We start from the raw sequence: 23612 nt of genomic DNA, 5'->3' as shown, positions 1-23612 counted from the left end.
ATGACTGTAAAAGCAAGTGGTGGAAGCTCGGTTGCGCGTCCGCAACTATATCAAACTGTACCGGTCGCAACAATTTCGCAAGCAGAACAGCAAGACCGCTTTCTACAGCGGGGCGAACTCAGCGAACTGGCAAGTTATTTCAGTTCAGGGGCTCTTCGGATCGATATCTCTGCGACGCTGACCAAAAACTCGGAACTGATAGTATCCCGCGCAGCCAACCGGATTTTTACCGGCGGTTCCCCGCTGGCATTTTTGGAAAGACCACAAGAACCTGCGATGGCTGTAGCAGGTGCGGCTCGCGCCGGATCGGGGAATGTCTCTGAAGGCATGAAACTGGGAACTGTTACCTACGTTGAAGGTCGCGCAGGTGGCGGCAACGGCGGTGGCGGTGGCGGTGGTTTCTTGGGGCTAGGAAATCTATTTTCTGGCAACGGTGGCGGCTACAGCGGCCCAATCCCAGCAGGATTTCAGCCGATCAATGTCTCGCGCTACGGCCCGGGCAACATGACCAAATCTCTGCGGGATTTGAGCTGGTTTTTGCGCTACATCACCTACGCGATCGTAGCTGGCGACCCGAACATTATTTCGGTGAACGTGCGCGGATTGCGGGAAATCATCGAAAATGCTTGCTCTTCGGCGGCCACAATTGTGGCAATGCAGGAAATGAAGGCAGCATCTTTGGGCTATTTCCGAAACAATGCAGAGGCCGCGGCGATCGTCGGACAGTATTTCGACGTAGCAATTACCGAATTCAAAGCTCCCACACCTTCAGACAAGGTGCGGCAGCGCGAAAGCAACGACCAGCAAGGGCTGCAACTGCCTCAAATCTACTTCAACGCAGCCGAGCGCCGATCGAAATTCGTCATGAAAACCGGTCTGTCTTCGGCTGAAAAGCTAGAAGTAATCAAAGCAGCTTACCGCCAAGTATTCGAGCGCGATATTACCCGCGCATACAGCCAAAGCATTTCTGACTTGGAATCCAAGGTCAAAAATGGCGAAATCTCGATGAAAGAGTTTATTCGCCGGTTGGGTAAATCTCCTCTGTACCGTCAGCAATTCTACGAGCCGTTTGTCAACAGCCGCGCTGTAGAACTTGCCGCCCGCCACTTCCTCGGCCGCGGTTTGAGCTCGCGGGAGGAATTTAGCAAGTATTTTGCGATCGTCAGCAAAGGCGGCCTGCCAGCCCTCGTAGACGCGATGGTTTATTCCCAGGAATATTCCGACTATTTCGGCGAAGAAACAGTGCCTTACCTGCGCGGTTTGGGCCAAGAAGCTCAGGAGTGTCGCAACTGGGGCCCGCAAATTGATTTGTTCAATTTCAGCGCTCCGTTCCGCAAGGTTCCTCAGTTCATCACCTTGTTTGCCGGCTACACCCAGCCTCTGCCAGACCAGCACGTTTACGGTGTTGGCAATGACCCCTTAGAAATTCAGTTTGGCGCGATTTTCCCCAAAGAAACTCGCAACCCCAAGAGCCGTCCGGCTCCCTTCGGCAAAGACACTCGCCGCATCCTGATCCGTCAAGGTGCAGGTATTGACAATCAGTTGAGCAATCCGGCTGCTCGCGGTGCTGCTCCTGGTTCTCTGGGCCCCAAGGTCTTTAAATTAGACCAGTTACCGAGCAACTATGTTGCTTCCAAGAAAACTGCCCGCGGTGTCTCTAGCAGCTACAGCAATGCTTCCAGTGTCAAATTTACCGAAAGTTCCACCCAAGCTGTGATTCGGGCAGCTTACCTGCAAGTGTTCGGTCGCGATGTGTTCGACGGCCAGCGCCAAAAGGTAGCGGAAATTAAGCTGGAAAACGGCGAGATTCCGATGCGCGAGTTTATTCGGATGTTGGCGAAGTCTGACGTGTTCCGCAATATGTACTGGAGCAAGCTCTACGTTTGTAAGGCGATCGAGTACATTCACCGCCGACTCCTGGGACGCCCTACCTATGGCCGTCAGGAAATGAACGCTTACTTTGACATTTGCGCCAAGAAGGGTTTCTACGCGCTGGTCGATAGCATCATGGACAGCATGGAGTACAACGAAGCTTTCGGGGAAGATACAGTTCCCTACGAGCGCTATGTGACTCCCGGTGGTTTGTCGATGCGGACGATGCGATCGGGTTCCATCGCTGAGCAAAATGTCCAAGCTCAGACGCCCGAAACTCCTCGGTTTATCGAACTCGGCACTGCGCTCGATCGGGGCGAATTCGAGTTACAAAATAGCCTCGCTCAAGGTGTCAGCAAGCGGCGCGAACAAACTAAGGTGTTCAAGCTGACGACTACTTCGGACAAAGTAGCTTTGAAAACTTTAATTCAAGCTGCTTACCGTCAAATTTTTGAGCGCGACATTAACCCGTATGTTGTGAAGAATGAATTCACGGCGCTGGAAAGCAAACTGGGCAACAATGAAATCAATCTCAAGGAGTTCATTGAAGCTTTGGGTTGCTCGTCGCTGTACATCAAACAGTTCTACGCACCTTATCCCAATACTAAGGTGATTGAGTTGGGAACCAAGCACTTCTTGGGTCGCGCTCCCCGCAATCAAGCGGAGATTCGGACGTACAACCAAATCTTGGCAAGTAAAGGGATTAAGGGCTTTATCAACGCGATGTTGAACAGCGTTGAATATGCCGAGGCGTTTGGCGAGGATACTGTTCCTTACCGTCGCTTTCCGACTCTGCCGGCTGCGAATTTCCCGAATACCGAAAGGCTGTACAATCAACTCACTAAGCAGAATGGTGAGTTGGTGGTTCCAAGCTTTGAACCAGTAGCTGCTACTGACAGAAGCTAACAACAAACTGCAAGAAAATTGAGTTGGTAGGTTGACAAAAATCCCTCGCTATGGTAATGCTGTAGCGGGGGATTTTTGCAACCGCAGATTTTAGGATCGCGAATTAAATAATTTACACAAGGAAAGTGGGGAGTAGGGGTTGGGCTTATAGCCCGCCCTTTCTGGACGGGCGGGACGCCCATCCCACAAGAACCATCAAAATTCTAAGTTATTTAATTCTCATTCCTTAGCGGATAAACGCGGATAAACGCTGATGGGATGATATGAAATGCTAATTTCGGCAACTTGCGAAAATAGCCTCACACCTCAAACCTAACACCTACAACCGAACTCTATCACCTCATAGCTATTACCTAATGCCTACAACCGAACACCTTTAACTAATTAGCTCGATCGCCCGATCGGCTTGAATCAAACCATATCCACTGGCCAAGTCAAATCCAACATCAAAACCGGGCGTGTTTGGATCGTCCATATCCAAAGCCGTTTGCGCTAGGACTCTATTAATGTCCGCTGGGCTTAAGTAGGGATTTGCTTGCAGCATCAAAGCCGCAACTGCCGCCGCATGAGGAACCGCTGCAGATGTGCCCGCGAAATTGGGGAAACTGTCAGCATCTTCCAGAATATCGTTGCCAAAGAACGTCGTATTGGTATTGTTGGGAGCGACGAAACTCGGCTGCGGGCGCAACTCAGGTTTAGATAGACGATCGCCCTTTTCATCAAACAAAATAGGAGTGCCACCAGCCGAAGAAAACTTTTCCAATATTGCAGGATTTACACCGTATTCAGGAGTGAGAAAATAAGAGGCAGCCCCGACTGCTGCGACTCCTCTGGCATTCGCATTGCCATATACAGTTGAACTATTGGTGTTGTAATTGTTGATTTTGAAGGTAGCGGAACCGCCCGCTATATACTTCATTAAACCGGGAGCAGCACCCGATCGCTTGGCAATCATGAGATTGAATAAATTGGAGCCAAAGGAACCATCATTGGAGAATTTAAAAAACTCGATCGGATCTCCTCCCACATTTGACAATGTGCGGCTGCCTAATATTTTTTGTTTGGTGCTGTCGAGCAGGTAAATGTCAAGATCGTTAGTTGAATTAGCCATAGGTGAGTCCCATTGCAGTGAGAGGTCGAAGGAATCACCTGTCTTTAGCGTGATGTTTTGATAGATATCTACCCCAGGCCCCGGATCGAAGTCATGAAGTTCTCCGAAACCTGGCACAAATCCAGCCGAGTTGAAAGCACTTTGATAGCTATGGCGAGCAGAATTACCTGCTGAAGTAAAATAGGAAACTCCCTGTTTGACTACTTCTTCGATCGCTCGGGCAATGATGCCATCTTGGAACATCGGTTCAGATAGAACCCTGACATCATCTACAATGATTTGCGCTCCCCGTGCTGCCAGGGCATGAATTCCGTCAGCTATAACCCTTTCATTTGCTTTGGCGAATTCTAGAGCGCTGTTAAACTCACCGACTGCAGAGGCTGTGTGAAATAACAATTCAGCTCCTGGAGCAATATCGTGAATAATTTGCAGCAAAGCTCTGCCTTCATCCATCGGTGCGAGGGACTTATGGTCAAATTCTGATAACACCTTGACTGTTGCAGGCAAGTCGCCGCTTTCAATATCTTTGGCGGCTCCACCCAGTTTGTTGAAACTATCAGATAACACCCCGATTTTAACGCCGGTGCCGTCTACTCTAAACCGATCGCGCGCTACATCCGATCGCATGGCCCGATCGCCGAGGCTGGTTACAGATCCAGGAGGTTTTAAAGTGAGGAAGGCTGAATTGTCGATCGCGCTGGCACTGGTGTTTTTGATAATTGCCAGCAAATTCCCAGTCTTAGTGCTAATTAATGTACTGTCGCTGTTGTCGCCTGTGCCTTGATAAACGATTAATTCATCAAGGGTTAACCCCGCAGCTAAACCGAGCCGATCGCGATCGTTAAGATTAAAGTCAGTGAGAATATCAGTTCCTTCCTGGGCTTCCAACACGAAGATATCGCTCTCAGTCCCGCCGATTAATACATCTAGCCCCGCGTCGCCCGCGAGCAAATCGCTGCCAGCATTCCCCCAAATCGTATCGTTGCCGACATCGCCCAACAGGATGTCATTATCGCTAAGTCCATTGATGCGATCGCCACTTTGATTGTTTATTGCATCGCTGACATGGTTGAATCTTGCCATCAAATCGTTGAAATTGTTGGGCAGCGCGATCTGGCTTTTCATGTTACTGGCTAGCAGCAGATTGTGGCGATCGAGGAAAGTAGATAAGTTGATATTTACAGGATCGATGTTCATAGAAGTTATGCCAAATTCCAAAATCTTTTCACGCGAAACTAGACATCACTTAGGTGCTGTCGGTGCATTTGCTTTTTAGTCGTTTAATTACGGCTTCATATCCCTAAACAAATCTCTTGGGATGTTATGCGGCCAATCGAGGGGCGGCATTGGGAAGCCATTCTGCTGGGAAGCAGGCTGTTGTTGACACCGCTTTTTGTCGTCATTTAAGCCAAAGCCCATGTTCCAACTGAAATTTTCGTTGCGGGTGGTGCTTTGATTTCTGCGCTCGATTCTGGCGGTGAAAGTACCGGATTCAATGATGGTATTACCGCGTTTTATCTCATAGGAAAAGTCGTTATTGCCAGGTTGTACGGCTAAATAGCTACCCTTGTGTGTGATGTCAAAAGACACTTTAAATCCTTGCGACATTGGAGCTTTATCGTATCCGCGATCGGTATAAGGAGAAGGGTTGCGATCGATCCCGGGGGTGACATTTCTGATAGTAACGCGCAACCCTGGAGCGGGTGGCGTAGTTTGGGAAATGAAGGCTGCTCTCCCGAAGACTAGCTCTTCGTGGGTGCGGCTGTGAGTCTCCATATTAGGGTGGTAGAACTGACCGACACACTTGCCTGAGTCTACTTGGTAAGTTGTAGTGACAGATAAAGTAGTTACTGCACCGACATTGAATTCCTCAGATGCTTGAAATTGCAATCCGGTTTGCAGGGCGGGTGATGGGGTTTGGGCATTGGTAATATCAGACAGCACCGGTACGCTTAACAGTGAAATTCCCATGACTGTAGAAACAAATTTTGCTTTCATTGTTAGGATTGATTTTTGTAATTTCATCGGTTTAGCCTCACAAATATTTGCAATTATCGGCAAGTTTTAGCAAGCAGATAACCGAGCTCGTGTCCGATCGATTACCATAACAAAAACTGTTTGTAGTGCGGACTTTATGCAGCAGGATAGTGCGGGTTAAAGTCCAGAATACGAAGCATAGTTATTGCGGTCGCTCGCGCCTACACGATAGGATACGATAATTTTTGGGACTGGCTGATTTCTAATTCGATTTATTCTCAATCTAATGCAAGGTGTTGTTTGCATCATGTGTACCAGCATCTCGAATTCAGGCTTTCATGTCGATAGATAAACTTCGCGTTACAGATCGATTTTCCACAGAGCAAGTTCGTGCAGGGTATCTGCCACAGCCAAACTGTTGAACTTAAAGGAGTTTGAGCCAACTTCTGGCAGTCGGTTAGAGTCCAAAAAATTTAACCGCATTGCAATTCACAAAATCCGTTTCCTGTCAATAGCTGAAATTCGTAAATTATTTGGTAAGCTTCAAAGGAAATATTGTTCGATAGGTAATTTTTGTAACAATTAATACTTTTATCGATAAAGTATGGAGCTGGAACACGGACTTGAATGGGTCGATCGGCTGGTGAAAAATCGCACGGGCAATCCTCTGACTGCTATGGAAATTGCGCTGCTTAGAGGTGCGTGGTTGGGACAAACCTACGAAGCGATCGCACAGACAACTAACTACTCTGCCAGCTACCTCAGCCGTACCTTTGCACCCCAGTTATGGCAACGTTTATCAACTGCCTTTGGCGAATCTGTAACGAAGAAAAGCTTTCGTGCTTGTATAGAACGCCTTGCGGCCGGACAAATAATTGCACAACAACAGGGACAAGACACAGAAAAACAAAAAAATGCTCCTGTTCTTGCTGACCATCAAGCTAGCCTTGCCCAAACACCAGCCACTGCGATCGGCTGCCTCAATGTGGATCCTCTTTGTGATTGGGGAGAAGCGATCGATGTCTCCATTTTTCACGGACGCACTCAAGAATTAGGCAAGCTAACCCAGTGGATAGTGCGGGAGCGCTGTCGATTAGTCGCCCTGTTAGGGATGGGTGGCATTGGCAAAACCGCACTGTCAGTAAAACTGGCCCAGCAGATTCAAGAACACTTCGAGTTTGTTGTGTGGCGATCGCTGCGGAACGCGCCTCCCCTAGAAGACTTGCTCAAAGACCTAATTCTAATACTTTCCCAGCAACAAGACATTGAGCTGCCTCGATCGACTTACGAACAAACTTCTCGTTTATTGCAATACTTGCAAAAACATCGCTGTCTGCTGATTCTAGATAATGGCGAATCGATCTTGCAGAGCGGCGATCGAGCCGGGCACTATTTACCTCAGTATGAAGGCTACGGACAATTGTTGCAGCGTGTTGGCGAGAGCAGCCATCAAAGCTGTTTAGTCTTTACCAGTCGTGAAAAACCAGACGAAGTTGCGGTTCTAGCAGGAGAAATCTCTCTAGTGCGGGTACTGCAAACGATCGGTTTAAGCGCTGCAGAAAGCGATGGCATTTTCTCAAGTAAGTCTTTGAGCGGTTCAGATGCCGATCGCCAACAGCTTAATGAACTTTATGGGGGAAATCCTCTGGCTTTAAAGATTGTCGCCACCTCGATTAGCGAAGTATTTGACGGCAATATTTCTGCGTTTATACAGGAAAAAACTGCTGTTTTTAACGGAATTCGGTTGTTACTTGATGGGCAATTCAATCGTCTGTCGGATATAGAAAAACAGGTAATGTATTGGCTGGCTATTAATCGAGACTGGGTAACAACTCAGGAATTGCAAAATGATTTTTTCCCTGCGCTTTCTAAAGCCAAACTGCTAGAAGCATTAGAATACTTGCGGCGGCGATCGCTGATTGAATGCAGCACTCAAGGATTTACCCAGCAACCTGTTGTCATGGAATACATGACACAGAAGTCGATCGAAACTGTTTGTGATGAAATTTGTCAGCAGGCACCGCAATTATTATCAACCTACGCACTGTTAAAAGCGCAGGCAAAAGATTACATTCGAGAGGCGCAACTGCGAGCGCTCGTGCAACCTCTGATTGCTCAACTGTTGGGTCATTTTGGCACTCAACAGGCGATCGCGCAACAATTACAGCCAATGCTAGAACGCCTGAAACGAGAACCTCACCTCCGATCGGGATATGGAGCTGGTAACTTAATCAATCTACTATCTCAATTGCACGCCGATCTGAGTGGATATGATTTTTCTGGCTTAACGATTCGTCAAGCAGATTTGCGACAAGTGTCGCTTAAACAAGTTAATTTAGCTGATACCCATTTGATTAACTCAGTCTTTGCCGAATTACTGGGCAGCCTCAATGCAGTTGCCGTCAGCCCAGACAATACCTTAGTCGCAAAGCTCGGTAACGATGGCATGATTTGTGTTTGGCAGGTGGCAACAGGTCAACGAGTGCTTACCTTAGCAGCCCACACTTCTTTAGTCTTGAAAGGTTTGGATTTTAGCCCAGACGGACGATTGCTGGTGAGTGGTGGTTACGATCATCTCGTCAAGTTGTGGGATGTCACAACAGGAAGATGCCTGCAAAGCTGGTTCGTTGGTAATTCTGTGCTAGTAACGATATTTAGCCCAGACGGTAAGCTAGTTGCCTGCAGTAAAGATGGCAATACGATCGAACTGTGGGATGTCCAAACCGGGCAATGTCTCAGGGTGCTTTCAGGCAGTCAGGCTCAAGGTATTGGGTTGGCATTTCACCCTCACAGCAGGCTACTGGCGAGTGCTGGGGCCGAACTAACAGTCAGACTCTGGGATGTCTCGACTGGAGAATGTTTGCAGACATTTGTCCATACAGATATGGTGTGGTCAGTTGCTTTTAATTCTGACGGTACTCATCTGGCGACGGGTGGAGCAAATTCTTCAGTCAAAATCTGGGATCTAGAAACGGGGGACTGTCTCCATACTTTGGAAGGTCACAAAGGTCCTGTAAATGCGATCGGCTACACTGCTGATAGCAGCATTTTGGTAAGTGGCAGTAGCGATGGCACCGTTCGCCTCTGGGATGTCCGGACTAGAAGATGTCTTAAAGTTCTGTCGCAAGGCGATGGAGATGCTGTCTTCGCAATTGGCTGTTTCTCGAACAGTTCGATCGTTGTCAGTGGCAGCGTTAACGGAACCATCAGATTTTGGGATACAACAATCGGGCAATGTACCAGAACTTTGCAAGGAAAGATGATTGCTTTTAGAACCCTCGCCTGCAACAGCCAGGGAACTCTACTGGTTAGTGGCAGTGAAAATGGTCAAGTAAGAATTTGGGATATAGCAACTGGACGCTGCTTGAAAGTTATAGCAGAACATACTATACAGGTTTGGGGTACTGCGTTTCATCCCCAAAAAAACTGGTTTGCTACGTCCGATTTGGGTGGCAAGGTATGCCTGTGGGAGTTTGAGGTAATTGCTCAACCTTCTACTCTCAGTCAAGCTTCAGAAACTGCATTTGACTGTCGTCTTAAGACGGTTTACCAGCATACCCATTGGGTGCAAGCGATCGGCTTTCATCCTCAAAGCGATATTTTAGTGATGGGTCATGGCGATGCAATGATTCGGTTCTGGGATATTACTACTGAAACCACGATTAAAACCCTATTTGATGGGGGGCATTGGAATGTACTAGCAATCGCGTTTCATCCGCAAGCTCATCTCCTAGCAAGCGTGAGTAACGATCCGTTAGTCAGAGTGTGGAATGCAAACACTGGCGAGCGTTGTATGGCTTTGCAGGGTCATACCAGTCGCAACTGGACAGCGGCCTTTCATCCCCAGGGGCACTTGCTGGCAACAGGTGGTGATGACCATTTGTTGAAGTTGTGGGACATTAATACAGGTCAATGCTGCGTTACTTTGCAGGAACATACGAGTTCGATTTGTTCTATTGCTTTCAGCCCAGACGGTAGATTAATGGCAAGCAGCAGTACCGATCGCACAATTCGCCTGTGGGATACAACAACTTGGCAGTGCCTGCGAGTGCTGCAAGGACACACAGGAGCGGTCATTTCTATTGCGTTTCAACCGCATTGTGATGGCGTTTCTTCAGATCGTCCGCTGATTCTAGCCAGTGCTAGCTATGATGAAACCCTGCGATTGTGGAATGTTCAAACAGGAGAATGTCTCAAGATTCTCCGTCCCGATCGGTTATATGAAGGCATGAATATTACTGGAGTAACCGGATTAACGGAACCTCAAAAAGCAACATTAAAGGCGTTAGGAGCGATAGAAAACCAATTATGAAATTTCAGTAGGTAGGCGTAAATAAACCCGCTTATGTAACAGAATGTAAATAACTCGAAACTTCTGCGATTGCCTTTCTTCGGATCTTAACGAAGAGAGGTTCTCTTCGTTAAGCTCGCTTGTGACTACGCGCAGCGGTTCTGTTGTCGAGCAAACTGTCGAGACTGAGGAAGAAACTCCGAGGTTTATCGAATTGGGCGCTGCGCTCGATCGGGGCGAATTCGAGTTACAAAATAGCCTCGCTCAAGGTGTCAGCAAGCGGCGCGAACAAACTAAGGTGTTCAAGCTGACGACTACTTCTGACAAAGTAGCTTTGAAAACTTTAATTCAAGCTGCTTACCGTCAAGTTTTTGAACGCGACTTGAATCCCTACGTTGTGAAGAATGAATTTACGGCGCTGGAAAGCAAACTGGGCAACAATGAAATCAATCTCAAGGAGTTCATTGAAGCTTTGGGTTGCTCATCGCTGTACGTCAAACAGTTCTACGCACCTTATCCCAATACTAAGGTGATTGAGTTGGGAACGAAGCACTTCTTGGGCCGCGCTCCCCGCAATCAAGCGGAGATTCGGACGTACAACCAAATCTTGGCAAGTAAAGGGATTAAGGGCTTTATCAACGCGATGTTGAACAGCGTTGAATATGCCGAGGCTTTTGGTGAGGATACTGTTCCTTACCGTCGCTTTCCGACTCTGCCTGCGGCGAATTTCCCGAATACCGAAAGGCTGTACAATCAACTCACCAAGCAGAATGGTGAGTTGGTGGTTCCAAGCTTTGAACCAGTAGCTGCTACTGACAGAAGCTAACAAAAAACTGCAAGAAAATTGATTTTGTAGGTTGACAAAAATCCTCCGTTACGGTAATGCTGTAGCGGGGGATTTTTGGTGATGTTACGCTGTTTATCGATCGGCGAGTCCCATAGTCCGACAGGGATTGAACTCCCTGTGTCCTAGCTAAAGTCCTTGCTATGAGGACTGAGGTGGGCGATCGTTTGATTTGGCGCTTCAGTCGGTTTTAACCGACTTTAGCTATGAGACGGGGATTTCAATCCCCGGCGGACTGAAAGCAAAACCCGATCGCCCAAAAGTGCGATCGGGGTCGATCGATGAGTCCGAGAGTCCGACAGGGATTGAAATCCCTGTCTCATAGCTGAAGTCCACGCTTTGTGGACTAAATTGAACCACAGTTTGATGAGACTGAGAAATTTGATAACGGGCAGGCAAGCGTGAGAAATGGTTGGCAATTCAGTATGGTCTCTGACCGTACTGAGTATATTTAGGATTTAAATAATTAAACTAACTGCCACTCAAGAATACCAAACTACAAAGTATAGGACGAAAAGAATATGGGTTTGTTGATCTAAGGATCGCGAATTAAATAACTTACAATTTTAATTGTTATTGTGGGATGGGCGTCCCGCCCATCCCACAAACTTGTGGAAGTTATTTAATTCTCATTCCTAAGCTGTTGTGCATTTAATTTGTATATTGAGGGCGGGATTTCCTGCCCAACCCCTACTCCCCACAAGAGGAAAAATTTATTTTACTATGCAATTTAAATGCGGATTAACTGATTGATTTCGCTAATCTTAGGATTAGTAATTACAGCCATGATTAATCGGTTAATGGGGATATAGCAACCGCCAAGGAGGTTTCTATACTAGCGTGTCTTTTTTATTCAAACTGACAACAAGGATTTTTTGTATCGGAGGCGGAATATGGATAATTTATCGGACAATTCAGCAGAGAAAACACAATATCTTGGTTTATGAACTCGGATATGGTGCAAGTTACCGCCCTTTATATATTCGGTTAACCGTACTAAAATAGCCACTTTGACGCGAGAACATTACCGCCCAATCTTCGTCGTTGATTTCAATATACAAAATTGCGATCGGCACAGACACAGCGATTGCCTAGTTATCGGGTATTAGTGATTTCCCTTCATTCCCTGTAGGCAAAAATTAGGTATAATTGGTGAGTGCGTATGATGATAAAAGTTTAAAAAAAGAATAGCCAGGGAGGGAAGACCCCAACCCCGATAGTGATTAGTCATTACCCATCTAAAATCTAAAATCTAAAATCTAAAATTGTATGGGCTACATCAAGATATTGACCGCAAAATAAAACAGCCGAATAAACGGGCCACTTGTTCTGATTAGTAAAGTAGCGAAACGAATAAGATATTAGGGCATAATGTTGTGAAAGATGGAACAGGGTATGGAACTAAATTTACAGAAATTTTATAGCGCCTGCAATCCCAGCTACACCCTGGCAGTAGCAAATCAAGAAGACAGACAATACTATATCGATTTCTCATCAGTGCGGGGCGGCACAATCGTAGAACAATTGGAGCGCACCATCAGCCGTCTGTCCCCGGATGCACCTACCTGTCAATTATTCACCGGTCACATCGGCTCTGGTAAATCAACAGAATTGCTGCGGCTGCAAGCTCAATTGCAGCAACAAGGATTTCATGTTGTTTACTTTGAGTCGAGTAAAGACTTAGACATGGCAGATGTAGATATCACTGACATTTTGTTGAGCGTTGCTCGTCAGGTGAGCGAAAGCATTGAGAAAATGAAAATCAAGCTGCAACCGACGGGTTTTAAAGCTTTGCTCAAAGGGGTTGCGGATGTTTTTCAAACTCAAATAGACTTGAGCGCTGAAGCTAATGTCCCTGGTTTGGGGGAAATAAATGCCAGCACGGAGGGAGAGTTTTCTCTGGCGCTGGGAATTGGGAAAATTACTGCTAAGGCGAAAGATGCTCCGAATCTGCGATCGGAGTTGAGGCAATATTTGGAGCCGCGAACTAACGTAATTTTAGATGCACTGAATAAGGAGTTGTTGGAGCCGGCTAATCAAGAACTCAAACGCCAAGGAAAACAAGGACTTGTAGTAATTATCGACAATCTCGATCGCATACACCTGTGCGCGAAACCGACGGGGCGACTGCAGCCGGAATACCTGTTTGTCGATCGCGGCGAACAGTTGGCCAGACTAAATTGCCACGTCGTGTATACAATTCCTTTGGTGCTGATTTTCTCTAACGATTTGGGCCAGTTGACCAATCGATTTGGGGTAGATCCGAAGGTTTTGCCGATGGTGCCGGTACAGTTGAGCGATGGTTCTGAGTGCTCTGAGGGTGTGGAATTGCTGCGGCAGATGGTTCTGGCGCGTGCGTTTCCCACAGTGCACCCTTCGCAGCGCTATGCTTTGGTAGGCAAAGTTTTCGACTCTGCGGAAACTCTCGATCGCCTGTGTCGAGTCAGCGGGGGTCATGTCCGCAATTTGCTGCAACTACTGTATGGCTGTCTGCAGAAACAAGACCCTCCTCTGTCGCGGGAAACTTTGGAAAATGTGATCGTCCAGCGCCGCCACCAGCTTACTTTGGCGATCGAACCGGATGAGTGGAAATTGCTGCGCCAAGTATCCGCTACCAAAACTGTGAACGGGGAAACTAAATACCAAATATTGCTGCGGAGTCTCTGGGTGTTTGAATACCGTTACGGCGAGGATTACTGGTTTGATGTCAATCCGATTTTGGCTGACGCCAAAGAGTTTCGGGAAACAGTTGAGAGTTGACGGTTGACAGTTGACAGTTGACAGTTGACTGTTGACAGTTGACGGTTGAAATCGCTCTTCGGTCAAACGAAGTTCACTTCTAGCGGACTAAAGAATAAGGGCGTTATTGTAGCAGGATGTGCTATGAAAACTAACAAAAGTCAACAGTATTGCCCGATCAACAGTCAACCGTCAACAGTCAACCGTCAACCGTTAACTGTCAACAGTCAACAGTCAACTAACAAAAATGATTAAAGGCACTACTAAACTGTTGGGAGTAATTGGTCATCCCGTCGAACATTCTCTGTCGCCGGCGATGCACAATGCTGCTATTTCCCACTTGGGAGTCGATTTTGTTTACTTGCCGTTTCCAGTAAAACCAGAGGATTTAAAGGTTGCTCTTGCAGGATTTGCGGCGATCGGCGTTCGGGGATTTAGCATCACGATTCCGCACAAACAAGCAATCCTACCGCTGTTGTCGGAAGTTTCCCCGATCGCCCGATCGATCGGCGCAGTCAATACCGTATACCTGACTGACAAAGGTTGGTGTGGCACAAATACTGACGTTGAAGGCTTTCTCGCGCCGCTGCAACCCCCCCCAACCCCCCCTTACCAAGGGGGGGCTAAAGACGCGACCTCTCCCTTAGAAACGGGCAATACGGCTATCGAATCCTGTCCCCCCCCTTACCAAGGGGGGGCTGTTGAATCCTGTCCCCCCCCTTACCAAGGGGGGGCTGTTGAATCCTGTCCCCCCCCTTACCAAGGGGGGGCTAGGGGGGGTTCCGATTGGAGTCAGAAAGTAGCGGTAATTTTGGGGAATGGCGGGGCGGCGAGAGCTGTTGTGGCTGGATGCGCTCAATTGGGATGTGCAGAGATTCACGTTGTCGGCCGCAGCGAACAAAATTTAGCGGAATTTCAGCAGAGTTGGGTCAATTCTCCGATGCCCGTGCATAATTTGCAGGTGCATACTTGGGATAATTTGTCAAGTTTAATTTCGCAGGCAGATTTGCTGGTGAACACGACGCCTGTGGGGATGTATCCGCAGGGGGAAAAGTCGCCGGTTGCGGCTGGTGAGATCGATCGAATTTCAGCAAGTGCGATCGTCTATGATTTAATTTACACCCCTAATCCTACCCAGTTTCTCAAAGATGCACAGCTTCGGGGAGCGCGAGCTATTGACGGACTCGAAATGCTAGTTCAACAAGGAGCAGCCGCCTTAAAAATTTGGCTGGATCAAGAATCCGTCCCAGTTGATGTGATGCGCCAAGCCTTGCGACAGCATTTAGGTCTAGATTAATGCCATTTCTTCAAAAAGTAGCTGTAGTTTTCAGAATTCCTATAAGCCGGAATTTGAGGCCCAATTCGCGCTAAGCTGAGAATTAAAATATACTTGCCCCGCAATTTATGAAATTTCGAGCTATCAGCCTTTTTTTTGCTACTTGCCTAATCGGAATTTTTAGTTTGGTCTTCACTCCACCTGCTTGGGCTCTGACGCAGATTAAACTTTCCGACCTTTCTTATCGCGAATGTCCGGCAGAAATGGGAGAAGGAACAGTCACCAGTGGCAGTTCTATGGAAGCTACCTGCTTTTTGATTACTGGGAAAGCTGAAAATAGCACCGGCAAACCAGTTGTCAATGCCGATATTTTCGGCCGCATTTATGATGCTGACGACAATCCGGTGATGCAAAACCGGACTCGGTTGGGTTCTATAGAAGAAGTTCCTCCCGGAGTTAGCGATTTTCAGCTCAGAATTTCGGTTGCCGCCAATCAACGAACACCTTTGAAGCTCAAGCAATTTAAAGCTACAGGTTTTACTGGCGTGGTTCGCCGCTAACGAAACTATTTGAGATTTTAGATTGCTGAGAAAGAGATTTTGGGTTGGCTGGCCGTGAAATTGCGATGCAGTTTGAGATTTTAGATTTTCGATTGTTGAGTGGCTGGCAATTTCTCATTTCTCATGTACGATAAACTCCCCAGCTTTTCAACCGGGGAGTTTATCTAAAAATGTCAAATCTAAAATTTAGTTGTCGGCAGCTAGGTCGGCAAAACAATTTACGCTCGATGCTTAAAAACTTAAGCTTTTCAAACTACAAGGATGTTTGCAAGCTGGTCAAAAGACCAATCAAGAATTCCGAGCCGAATTGCAGTACAAAAAACGCAATCAGCGGCGAAAAATCAATCCCTCCCAAGGGGGGGATAATCGATCGGAATAGATTGAGGTAAGGGTCTGTTAACTGACTCAAAATTGAAAACGGGGGGTCGTACCAATTGATGTTAGGGAACCAGCTTAACAGCACCCGAATAATCATCAGGGCTACATAGATTTGCAGAAATGTGGACAGCGTGGTTGCCAAAAGGCCTATTGAAGAACTCATAAATTTTGCTTGTAGTTTGAGTAAAGTTTACAGACACTTTAACTTAAAGTTTAGCATAGGTCGGGGAGAGGGGGAGCATGAGGCTGTTTACGGGCGGGCTAGAAGACTAACGGCCCACAATAAAATTCACTCTTGGCTTCACAGGCCCGAAAGGCCTGTAAAGCGAGAATGGTGCAAGATGTCAGTAACGCGCATCGATCTGCCAGACTAATCTAAAATTTTAAAGGGATTCAGGAGTCGTTGGCGATCGAACCCTCGCCACCCGGCGCCGGCGCGTTCCCGTTTACGTCGCCGAGTTGCAGCCGCACGTCATCTATTGCCTGATTTAGCTGAGCAATTTTATCTTCTAAACTCAGCCTTGCTACTTCCATACTGTCGGCTTCGAGTTGGCTGGCTTTCCTCTGGCGGATCTTTCTTGTCTTTGCGTCTGAAGGTTCACTCAGCAAAGCTTCAGCAGCGCGCCGCGACAGCACCGCGCCCAAAACTGCACCCACCAAGCCGCCAACAGCAGCTCCGGCAATAAATCCCCCTGTAAAACCCTCTCGATTGCTCATGGATCAACTCAACTGCGCGATATTTCTTTGATTTGTTTATTTTGACACTCTCCCGGTGAGAAACCGGCAGACGATTTTAGATTTTAGATTTTAGATTTTAGATTGAGATGCCCAGCGCGAAAAATCATCCGCAAAGAGAAAGCCTAATGAGCATCAAGTTCGGTTAGTTGTCAGGTAAGGCGAGAATTCCGACTTCAGAGTTAAAGCGGATCATTTCCAAAGATCGATCGCCATAAAGATCTTCAATGTGCTCCAAGCAGCACTCGATCGCGAAATCGTTCAATTCAGTCGGCTCAACGCCGTACATATCCTGAAACACCTCTGAGTCTACCCGACAAAAGCGCGGTCGATCGGCATAAATTCCGCATTCTCGCGTCGCTCTGTCAAAATTGATACACCAACCGTCCTCTCCGACTAAGCTCAAATAGAGCGCTAATTCCTCTTCAGATAAATACTCGTCTAAGTCTGGGCGCTCTGTTGGGTCGAGGTAACAACAAGCACCGCACTGCTTTACGCAACGCCAAGTAGCCATAGTTTGATTTTAGATTTTAGATTTTAGATTTTAGATTTTAGATTCGGAGCATTATGTGGAAAATGCCAAACTTTAGGAGATTGGGGCTCTTCAAGTATATCAATTGCCAGCGCCGGAGGCGGATATCCCGAAGGGGCGGTTCGATTTTAGATTTTAGATTTTAGATTGGGGGACTTTCCGGGAAGGGGCATCAAGTCCCTGGTTTCCTGTGACTGAGAGGTCGATCGTAGTTTACATTTTGTTGAATTTTGTAAAGTTCCTTAAAAAATATGGTCGATCGCCCGGTAAAATCAGAAGCGGATTTTCTAATGCAACAATCTAGACTTAATCACTACAGTCAGGAGGACAAATGGACTTTATAACCGATCTTTTCAGTGGTATGGGTGGTGTAGACTACCAACTCATTGTTCAGGTAGCTTTACTCGCAGCAGTCGTGCTTTCTGGCCCGATCGTGATTTTTCTCTTGGCTGCTAAAGGCGGCGACCTGTAATTATAGCACGCTAGGCGGCGATCGAGAGTTGGGAGTTTTGAGTTTTAAATTATTCAAAATTCACAACGCTTGATCGCCAATTTTCCCTGCTGCACGAGCTTTGTTATCAAATACCGAGTTATCAAATACCGAGTTATCAAATACCGAGTTATCAAATACCGAGTTATCAAATACCGAGGGCGTGTTTAGCAGTTTGAATCAAATTCTCAAAAAAAGGTAGAGATACATCGACTTCTCTAGCATCCTTGCGGGAGTTGCCTAACAAACCGATGTTTTGTCCGGGTGCAACAGCCAAAACTTGCCCTTGAGAGTTGCGAATTCTCAATTCCTCGATCGATCCGGCTGGAGACAGACTGCAAGAATAAGTGCGATCGCAATAATAAAACTCAACTTTTCCGAACATCGGCGGCCTGGAACTAGCAACACTTGCGGGCAGCCGGACACCCAACAATTCTAACTCCACCGATGTCTTGCCATTAAAACTATTTTCCCGCAATCGGTAAGCAATATCAACCCGCCGAGGCAAAGGAAAATATTCGCCCCAACGCCAAGCAATCGCCTTCACACTAGCCGATACATTTCCATCTTGAGTTGCAGTTAGTTTAACGTGACCTCCTTTACCCACAATTTTCTGTTCAGTTATGCAAACATTAGGCGTCCAAAATACAGGAGCCTTATTTTCAATCCCGCAAGGTTCTAGAGCATCAATTTGTCGGTAAATGTCGAGATTTATCTCTGCCAAATTTGCCTGCACATCTACTGAAACCAGCGGTTTTAGGTGTTCCGGCTGCAAACATTGATTGGCAAAAATTGACAATTGATTGCGGAATTGGTCGAGATTCTCAGCCGGCATAGAAAAACCGCCAGCCGCTTTGTGTCCGCCAAATTTAGTTAATAAATCCGCGCAAAAATTCAGACCGTCAAATACATTAAACTCAGGAATTCCCCTCGCCGAACCCCGGACAATTTTAGCGGGCGGGCACGGGGGCACGGAGGAGGATGAGGTTGTAGGGGCGGTGCCCCCGTGCCCGCCCTCATCCTCAAAAGTACCAATAAACACAGGTACGCCGTAGCGTTCCACCAACCGAGAAGCTACAATCCCGATCACCCCGTGGTGCCAACCAGGTTGCACGACAACTAAAACTCGTTCTTGCTGCAAGTCTAGCTCACTTTTCTCGCACCAAGCAATTGCTTCCTGCTCAATTTCCTGGCACAACTCCTGCCTGCGCTGATTAATTTGTTCGCACTGCATCGCGTTTTTAAGAGCCAATTCGCGATCGTCCGTAGTCAGCAACTCTATCACAATTTGAGGGTCAGCCAGCCGCCCCACAGCATTAATCCGGGGCCCAAGCCGAAAACCAATATCTTCAGGCTTTAAGGAATTTTGAGTAGGGGCGGTGCCCCCGTGCCCGCCCGTGAGTTTTGAGTTGAGAATAGATGAACTTTCCCCACTTCCCGGCTGCACTCCCGCCACCTGAATCAAAGCCTGAATACCCGCCAATTGCGAGTGAGGCAACAGCCGCAAACCCCGCTTCACCCAGCGCCGATTAACTCCTGTCAAAGGCGCTAAATCCGCAATAGTTCCTAAAGTAAATAACTCCAGCAGCGGATTCACCAAGCCGCCCACTTTCTGCATATCAATCGCCAAAGTAATCGCCAAAACATAAGCAACGCCTACGCCAGCTAAACCGCGATAGGGCGAAGATTCCGCAATTAATTTCGGGTTGAGAATAGCATCTGCCGGCGGCAGTTTTGGGGGTAAATCGTGGTGGTCTGTAATAATAACTTTGACACCGAGTTCTCGCGCTCTGGCAACCGGGCCGTAGGCTGCAATTCCGTTGTCAACAGTGAGAATGAGAGCGACACCTTCGGAGTGAAATTCTTCTACAATGCGATCGTTAATCCCATAACCTTCTCGCATCCGGCTGGGAATAGCATAATCCACATTCGCCCCCAGCAGCCTCAGAGCGCGTAGCAACAAAGCCGTGCTCGTCATCCCGTCAGCATCGTAGTCGCCGCATATCGCAATTTTTTGCCCTCCCGAAATCGCCTCCCGCAACAATTTGACACTCGCAGCCAAATCGGGAAACTCATCCTTTGGTGCGGGCAAAACCAGAGATTCCGGTTCGATAAACCCTTGCACTTCTTTAAGCGAATCGATTCCCCGGTTAATCAGTACCTGTGCCAGCAAGGGCGACAAACCGATTTCAGTGGCAAACTGTTCGGCTTGCTGTGGTTGAGGCGAATAAATTTGCCACCGTTGGTTTGGCAATCGGTGAAAATGCGGGGGCACAGATGTCGGTAGCTCTTGCACGGAAGCTGAGGTTTAAAGATACATGATTAATCTTACCGAATTAAGTGCCTCAGTCAATCAATTTTAGATTTTAGGTTTTAGGTTTTAGATTTTAGATTGATCCTAAATATGAGTTTTTTGGGTAAAATCCAAAGGTTGTTTGTAGGAAAGCTTTTTTCGGAAGCTCTCACCGCACCCAAATAGGGATACAAGCCCCCGACAGCAGTCGTGGAGACCAAAAAATTTTAGACCAAAGTTCAAACCCCCCACATTTATCTGTGGAGTCAATCTAAAATCTCGAATCTCAAATAGACTGAGGGGAGCTGCAGAACTAAGTGTAGCAGGCATTTGTGCGGCAGGCCCTAGGGCGCAGACTACTAATTTAATGAGGAGACTTGCATGAGTGGCGATCGACCGTCGTGGTTTAAAATTGCATTACAGGTTCGAGGGTCTGTCATTCCCTCAATTTTGCCGCGCGTTTTGCTGTGCGGCGGATTTGGGGTGTTTATTTCCTTCCTGTACTTTTTCAACTTGCCAGTATCCTTGCCGATTTTGTCTAGCATTGTACCGAGTATTGTCCTCGGTTTACTGTTAGTTTTTCGGACAAACACAGCCTACGAGCGATTTTGGGAAGGTCGCAGATTGTGGGGTACTTTAAACAATAACATCCGCAATTTGGCTCGTCAAATCTGGGTAGCAATTGAGGAAAAAGACCCGCAGGATATCATAGAAAAAAAGTCAGCACTGCGCCTATTAGTTGCCTTGGCAGTGGCAATGAAACTGCACTTACGGCAAGAATCAGTCAATCCAGAGTTGGAGCCGTTAATGTCCCCAGCGCAGTACCAAAAGCTCAAATCGATGAACAATCCGCCCCTAGAAGTTGCCTTTTGGATTGAGGATTATATGCACGAGCAGTACGAGCGCAATTGCGTGGATGTTTATCAGTTAACTGGTATGAATGAGTTGCTCAACTCTATGATTGATGTATTAGGGGGCTGCGAGCGGATTTTGAAGACGCCTATCCCTTTGGCTTACGCGATTCACCTCAAACAGCTATTGTTACTTTACTCTTTGGCACTGCCCTTTCAAATGGTGAAGGATTTGGGTTGGGGAACCGGCCCTGTTGTTGCTTTAATTAGTTTTACTTTGTTCGGCATCGAAGAAATCGGCATTGAAATAGAAAATCCCTTCGGGCGCGATGCCAATGATTTGCCTTTGGACAATATGTGTGCTGCCATGCAGCGCAATATGGACGATTTAATTTCTTTATCTCCTAGCGTTCACCAACACCTGAAAGATAAGTAGAGTCATTAATCATTGGTCATTAGTCATTAGTGAACTGTAGGGGCGGGTTCACCAATAATCCTCACAGTGCAAACAGATTTAATAAACCCGCCCCCGCCCCACCCTAAAACTCTTTACTAACGTTAATTTCTAACAATAAACCGCATTAATCCAGCCAATACTAACAATTTTAGATTTTAGATTTTAGATTTTAGATTGGTATCGAAAATCTAAAATCGTATAACCTACGGGTTAATTTCTAACAATTAACCGCATTAACCCAGCCAATACTAACAATAAAGGTGTCAGCCAATCTCCCCACCGCACGTACAAAGTTCGAGTTTGCCGCCGATAAATAGTAGCATCTCGGACTTCATAGGTATTAATTCCAGACTTCCAAACCGTCTCGCCGCGAGGATTTACAAAAGCAGAGTAACCCGTATTAGTTGCGATAACTGCCCATCTATCAGTTTCAATTGCCCGCATCACATCTAGAGCATGATGTTGATCCAGCATTGGGGGTTTGTAATGGGCATTGTTGGAAGCGGTGATCATAAATTCGCCTCCCTTCGCCGCCTGATATCGGAAAATTTCAGCAAACGCCGAATCGTAACAAATTCCGACAATGGCGCGGCCAAACGGCGTATCAAACACTTGTTTAGAATTACCGGGTACTAAATGAGCATCTAAGGGAGAAAGGCGATTAATAATCCCGCCTAAAATTTCGTAAAAAGGGATATATTCGCCTAAAGGCACTAGCTTTAGTTTATCGTAGCGACCGATAATTTCTCCAGTGCGATCGATCGCCAATAAGCTGTTAGTGATACTATTATCTTGCTGTCCGAATCCTCCAACCCAAGCCACAACGCCGCGTTCGAGAATAGCTTGGTAAAAGGAAAGAGTAGAACGCTGATACTCGTTTGTCCAGATAAAAGGCAAAGCCGTCTCTGGAATTAACACAGCATCGACTTTCCTGTCTGCTAACTGTTTGTATCCAGTGGTGTAACCTTCCAAAGCGCGCCCCCAGCCCGCTGAGTCAAACTTAATCTCGTTAGGAATATTGCCTTGAATAATGCCAATTTTTAATGATGTTCCCGCCTCTTGAATTAAAGGCCGATTGTACAAACTCCAGCCTGCAATATGCAAAACTAAAAATAAACCCGCAGGCAAAATATAAGCAACCGACTTCTTCCCTCGGACTTCTCCCTTCTTACCTCGGGCTCTCTCCTGCTTCCATCCATCCGTTACATCCGTTACATCCGTTACACAATCCGTTGCCGAACTTCCTTCTTCCTTCTTCCTTCTTCCTTCAAGAAAAGCTTCGGCGATTAAGCCATTTACTGCTACAAGAGCGGCTGTTACTGCGCTGGGCCCGGAGAGTTGACCGAGGTGCAATATTGCTAAATTGTGCGGGCTTTGGGTATAAGAGAGAGATGTCCACCACAGCGAACCTGTACTCCAAATACTTTCTAAGGCGCACCACAAAGCTGTGCCAATTAAAACGCGAGTTAATGCTGAAAATTTAGAGCTACCCCCCCCAGCCCCCCCTTGTAAAGGGGGGGAGTTAAGAACAATAAGATCGGAGCTACCCCCCCCAGCCCCCCCTTGTAAAGGGGGGGAGTTAAGAAGAATAAGATCGGAGCTACCCCCCCCAGCCCCCCCTTGTAAAGGGGGGGAGTTAAGAATATGAATAGGATTTTTGCCGGGTAAAGTTAGAGAGTTGAGAATTACAAATAGCCACGCCCAAACGGCGACTAAGGCGGCTCCCCAGAGGGTGATGAATGCCCAGCAAAAAAGTGCGATCGCCAAACTCGGCCACCAAGGAACTCCCAACCAAGTCATCGGGTGAATTCCCATAATCCAAGATAAGGCTAATCCGTGATAGCCAATTCCCCAGAGTAAAGGAAGAAGGAAGAATGAAGCAGGAAGAATGAAGAATTTTTGTTTTTTTACTTCTTGAAGAGGCTTTTCATAACTAACAACCAAAATCCAGAGGGGAACTAGGGCTACCCAAGCCAATAGCCAAGCATTTACTGGTGCGGTTGTCAATGCCATCAAAATGCCGCTGAAAAGTGCGATCGCCCAGGCTAATGTTTTGGATTTATGAACCACGAGTTTTTCAAATTTGTGCCTGTTAAATATCGCCACTTTGATGATTGCCAAAAATAATAATTCTTAATCAATATATCAGATCGATCGGGAAGAAGGAAGCTCGGCAACGCGCAGTGTACGAGATTTAACAGATTTAACGGATTTAACTGAGAAGTTGCACCATTCTCAATAAGCTTTTTATGAACAGGCTTTCCGGCCTGTTCCACAAGAAAATTCACTCTTTGTGGAAC

16 protein-coding genes and 1 pseudogene are annotated in these 23612 nt (G+C 47.0%); 9 read left to right on the top strand and 8 right to left on the bottom strand.

Annotation, left to right across the window (positions count from 1 at the left end; all coding sequences use genetic code 11):
- Nucleotides 1-2778 carry a phycobilisome rod-core linker polypeptide gene (locus QT990_RS26875; protein WP_333465954.1) on the top strand — a complete coding sequence of 926 codons (2778 nt, stop codon included), beginning with the start codon at nt 1-3 and terminating at the stop codon, nt 2776-2778.
- 376 nt (nt 2779-3154) lie between these two features.
- Here QT990_RS26875 and QT990_RS26870 read toward each other — a convergent pair whose 3' ends face one another.
- Together QT990_RS26870 and QT990_RS26865 are read right to left on the bottom strand one after the other, a co-directional pair.
- Nucleotides 3155-5086, bottom strand: a complete 1932-nt coding sequence (locus QT990_RS26870) for a S8 family serine peptidase (RefSeq protein WP_333141702.1) — start codon at nt 5084-5086, stop codon at nt 3155-3157.
- A gap of 87 nt (nt 5087-5173) precedes the next feature.
- The gene (locus tag QT990_RS26865) at nt 5174-5887 is read right to left on the bottom strand and encodes a hypothetical protein (RefSeq protein WP_333141704.1); all 714 of its coding nucleotides are present in this window, start codon (nt 5885-5887) and stop codon (nt 5174-5176) included.
- 583 nt (nt 5888-6470) lie between these two features.
- Here QT990_RS26865 and QT990_RS26860 point away from each other — a divergent pair.
- Nucleotides 6471-10178: a WD40 domain-containing protein gene (locus QT990_RS26860; protein WP_333141706.1), complete on the top strand. Its 3708-nt coding sequence runs from the start codon at nt 6471-6473 to the stop codon at nt 10176-10178.
- 166 nt (nt 10179-10344) lie between these two features.
- Nucleotides 10345-10983: pseudogene (locus tag QT990_RS26855) on the top strand (phycobilisome rod-core linker polypeptide); the annotation flags it as partial.
- A gap of 222 nt (nt 10984-11205) precedes the next feature.
- Here the strand turns inward: QT990_RS26855 and QT990_RS26850 are convergent.
- The gene (locus QT990_RS26850; protein ID WP_333465953.1) at nt 11206-11361 is read right to left on the bottom strand and encodes a hypothetical protein; all 156 of its coding nucleotides are present in this window, start codon (nt 11359-11361) and stop codon (nt 11206-11208) included.
- A 1035-nt stretch (nt 11362-12396) separates the two neighbouring features.
- Between QT990_RS26850 and QT990_RS26845 the strand changes: the two genes are divergently transcribed.
- The 3 genes from QT990_RS26845 (at nt 12397) to QT990_RS26835 (ending at nt 15576) form a co-directional block, all read left to right on the top strand.
- On the top strand, nt 12397-13761 hold the full coding sequence (locus QT990_RS26845; RefSeq protein ID WP_333141711.1) for a P-loop NTPase fold protein: 1365 nt from the start codon (nt 12397-12399) through the stop codon (nt 13759-13761).
- Between the two features lie 226 nt (nt 13762-13987).
- Nucleotides 13988-15037: a shikimate dehydrogenase gene (locus tag QT990_RS26840; protein WP_333141713.1), complete on the top strand. Its 1050-nt coding sequence runs from the start codon at nt 13988-13990 to the stop codon at nt 15035-15037.
- Nucleotides 15038-15144: 107 nt separating this feature from the next.
- Nucleotides 15145-15576, top strand: coding sequence for a hypothetical protein (locus QT990_RS26835; RefSeq protein ID WP_190657424.1), 432 nt, complete (start codon nt 15145-15147; stop codon nt 15574-15576).
- A gap of 253 nt (nt 15577-15829) precedes the next feature.
- On the opposite strand, the gene QT990_RS26830 is transcribed toward QT990_RS26835, so the two are convergent.
- The 3 genes from QT990_RS26830 to QT990_RS26820 form a co-directional block, all read right to left on the bottom strand.
- Nucleotides 15830-16117, bottom strand: coding sequence for a YggT family protein (locus tag QT990_RS26830; RefSeq protein ID WP_333102770.1), 288 nt, complete (start codon nt 16115-16117; stop codon nt 15830-15832).
- A 230-nt stretch (nt 16118-16347) separates the two neighbouring features.
- Nucleotides 16348-16671, bottom strand: coding sequence for a hypothetical protein (locus tag QT990_RS26825; RefSeq protein WP_333141715.1), 324 nt, complete (start codon nt 16669-16671; stop codon nt 16348-16350).
- A 163-nt stretch (nt 16672-16834) separates the two neighbouring features.
- Complete coding sequence (locus QT990_RS26820; protein ID WP_333141717.1) at nt 16835-17203, bottom strand: YkgJ family cysteine cluster protein; 369 nt, start codon at nt 17201-17203, stop codon at nt 16835-16837.
- Nucleotides 17204-17552: 349 nt separating this feature from the next.
- On the opposite strand from QT990_RS26820, the gene psb30 reads away from it, so the two are divergent.
- Both psb30 and QT990_RS35900 read left to right on the top strand, forming a co-directional pair.
- Nucleotides 17553-17693: a photosystem II reaction center protein Ycf12/Psb30 gene (gene psb30, locus QT990_RS26815; RefSeq protein ID WP_333054512.1), complete on the top strand. Its 141-nt coding sequence runs from the start codon at nt 17553-17555 to the stop codon at nt 17691-17693.
- A 100-nt stretch (nt 17694-17793) separates the two neighbouring features.
- A complete protein-coding gene (locus QT990_RS35900) occupies nt 17794-17913 on the top strand; it encodes a pentapeptide repeat-containing protein (RefSeq protein ID WP_445252029.1) in 120 nt (39 codons plus the stop codon).
- Here QT990_RS35900 and QT990_RS26810 read toward each other — a convergent pair.
- Nucleotides 17860-20007 carry a DHH family phosphoesterase gene (locus QT990_RS26810; RefSeq protein ID WP_333141720.1) on the bottom strand — a complete coding sequence of 716 codons (2148 nt, stop codon included), beginning with the start codon at nt 20005-20007 and terminating at the stop codon, nt 17860-17862. The genes QT990_RS35900 and QT990_RS26810 overlap by 54 nt on opposite strands.
- A 378-nt stretch (nt 20008-20385) precedes the next feature.
- Between QT990_RS26810 and QT990_RS26805 the strand changes: the two genes are divergently transcribed.
- Nucleotides 20386-21291: a bestrophin family ion channel gene (locus QT990_RS26805; protein WP_333141722.1), complete on the top strand. Its 906-nt coding sequence runs from the start codon at nt 20386-20388 to the stop codon at nt 21289-21291.
- 231 nt (nt 21292-21522) lie between these two features.
- On the opposite strand, the gene lnt is transcribed toward QT990_RS26805, so the two are convergent.
- Nucleotides 21523-23418, bottom strand: coding sequence for an apolipoprotein N-acyltransferase (lnt, locus tag QT990_RS26800; RefSeq protein WP_445252030.1), 1896 nt, complete (start codon nt 23416-23418; stop codon nt 21523-21525).
- Between the last annotated feature and the right edge of the window lie 194 nt (nt 23419-23612).

It is taken from the genome of Microcoleus sp. T3_B1 (assembly GCF_036700445.1).
Classification (GTDB): Bacteria; Cyanobacteriota; Cyanobacteriia; order Cyanobacteriales; family Microcoleaceae; genus Microcoleus.
The sequence above is the reverse complement of the archived record's forward strand: the minus strand, read 5'-3'. Positions and strand labels throughout refer to the sequence as shown.

What these genes read in the sequence shown, in the direction of transcription:
- QT990_RS26875 (WP_333465954.1), top strand. Translation starts at nt 1, where the DNA reads ATGACTGTAAAAGCAAGTGGTGGAAGCTCGGTTGCGCGTCCGCAACTA.
- QT990_RS26870 (WP_333141702.1), bottom strand. Translation starts at nt 5,086, where the DNA reads ATGAACATCGATCCTGTAAATATCAACTTATCTACTTTCCTCGATCGC.
- QT990_RS26865 (WP_333141704.1), bottom strand. Translation starts at nt 5,887, where the DNA reads ATGAAAGCAAAATTTGTTTCTACAGTCATGGGAATTTCACTGTTAAGC.
- QT990_RS26860 (WP_333141706.1), top strand. Translation starts at nt 6,471, where the DNA reads ATGGAGCTGGAACACGGACTTGAATGGGTCGATCGGCTGGTGAAAAAT.
- QT990_RS26845 (WP_333141711.1), top strand. Translation starts at nt 12,397, where the DNA reads ATGGAACTAAATTTACAGAAATTTTATAGCGCCTGCAATCCCAGCTAC.
- QT990_RS26840 (WP_333141713.1), top strand. Translation starts at nt 13,988, where the DNA reads ATGATTAAAGGCACTACTAAACTGTTGGGAGTAATTGGTCATCCCGTC.
- QT990_RS26835 (WP_190657424.1), top strand. Translation starts at nt 15,145, where the DNA reads ATGAAATTTCGAGCTATCAGCCTTTTTTTTGCTACTTGCCTAATCGGA.
- QT990_RS26830 (WP_333102770.1), bottom strand. Translation starts at nt 16,117, where the DNA reads ATGAGTTCTTCAATAGGCCTTTTGGCAACCACGCTGTCCACATTTCTG.
- QT990_RS26825 (WP_333141715.1), bottom strand. Translation starts at nt 16,671, where the DNA reads ATGAGCAATCGAGAGGGTTTTACAGGGGGATTTATTGCCGGAGCTGCT.
- QT990_RS26820 (WP_333141717.1), bottom strand. Translation starts at nt 17,203, where the DNA reads ATGGCTACTTGGCGTTGCGTAAAGCAGTGCGGTGCTTGTTGTTACCTC.
- psb30 (WP_333054512.1), top strand. Translation starts at nt 17,553, where the DNA reads ATGGACTTTATAACCGATCTTTTCAGTGGTATGGGTGGTGTAGACTAC.
- QT990_RS26805 (WP_333141722.1), top strand. Translation starts at nt 20,386, where the DNA reads ATGAGTGGCGATCGACCGTCGTGGTTTAAAATTGCATTACAGGTTCGA.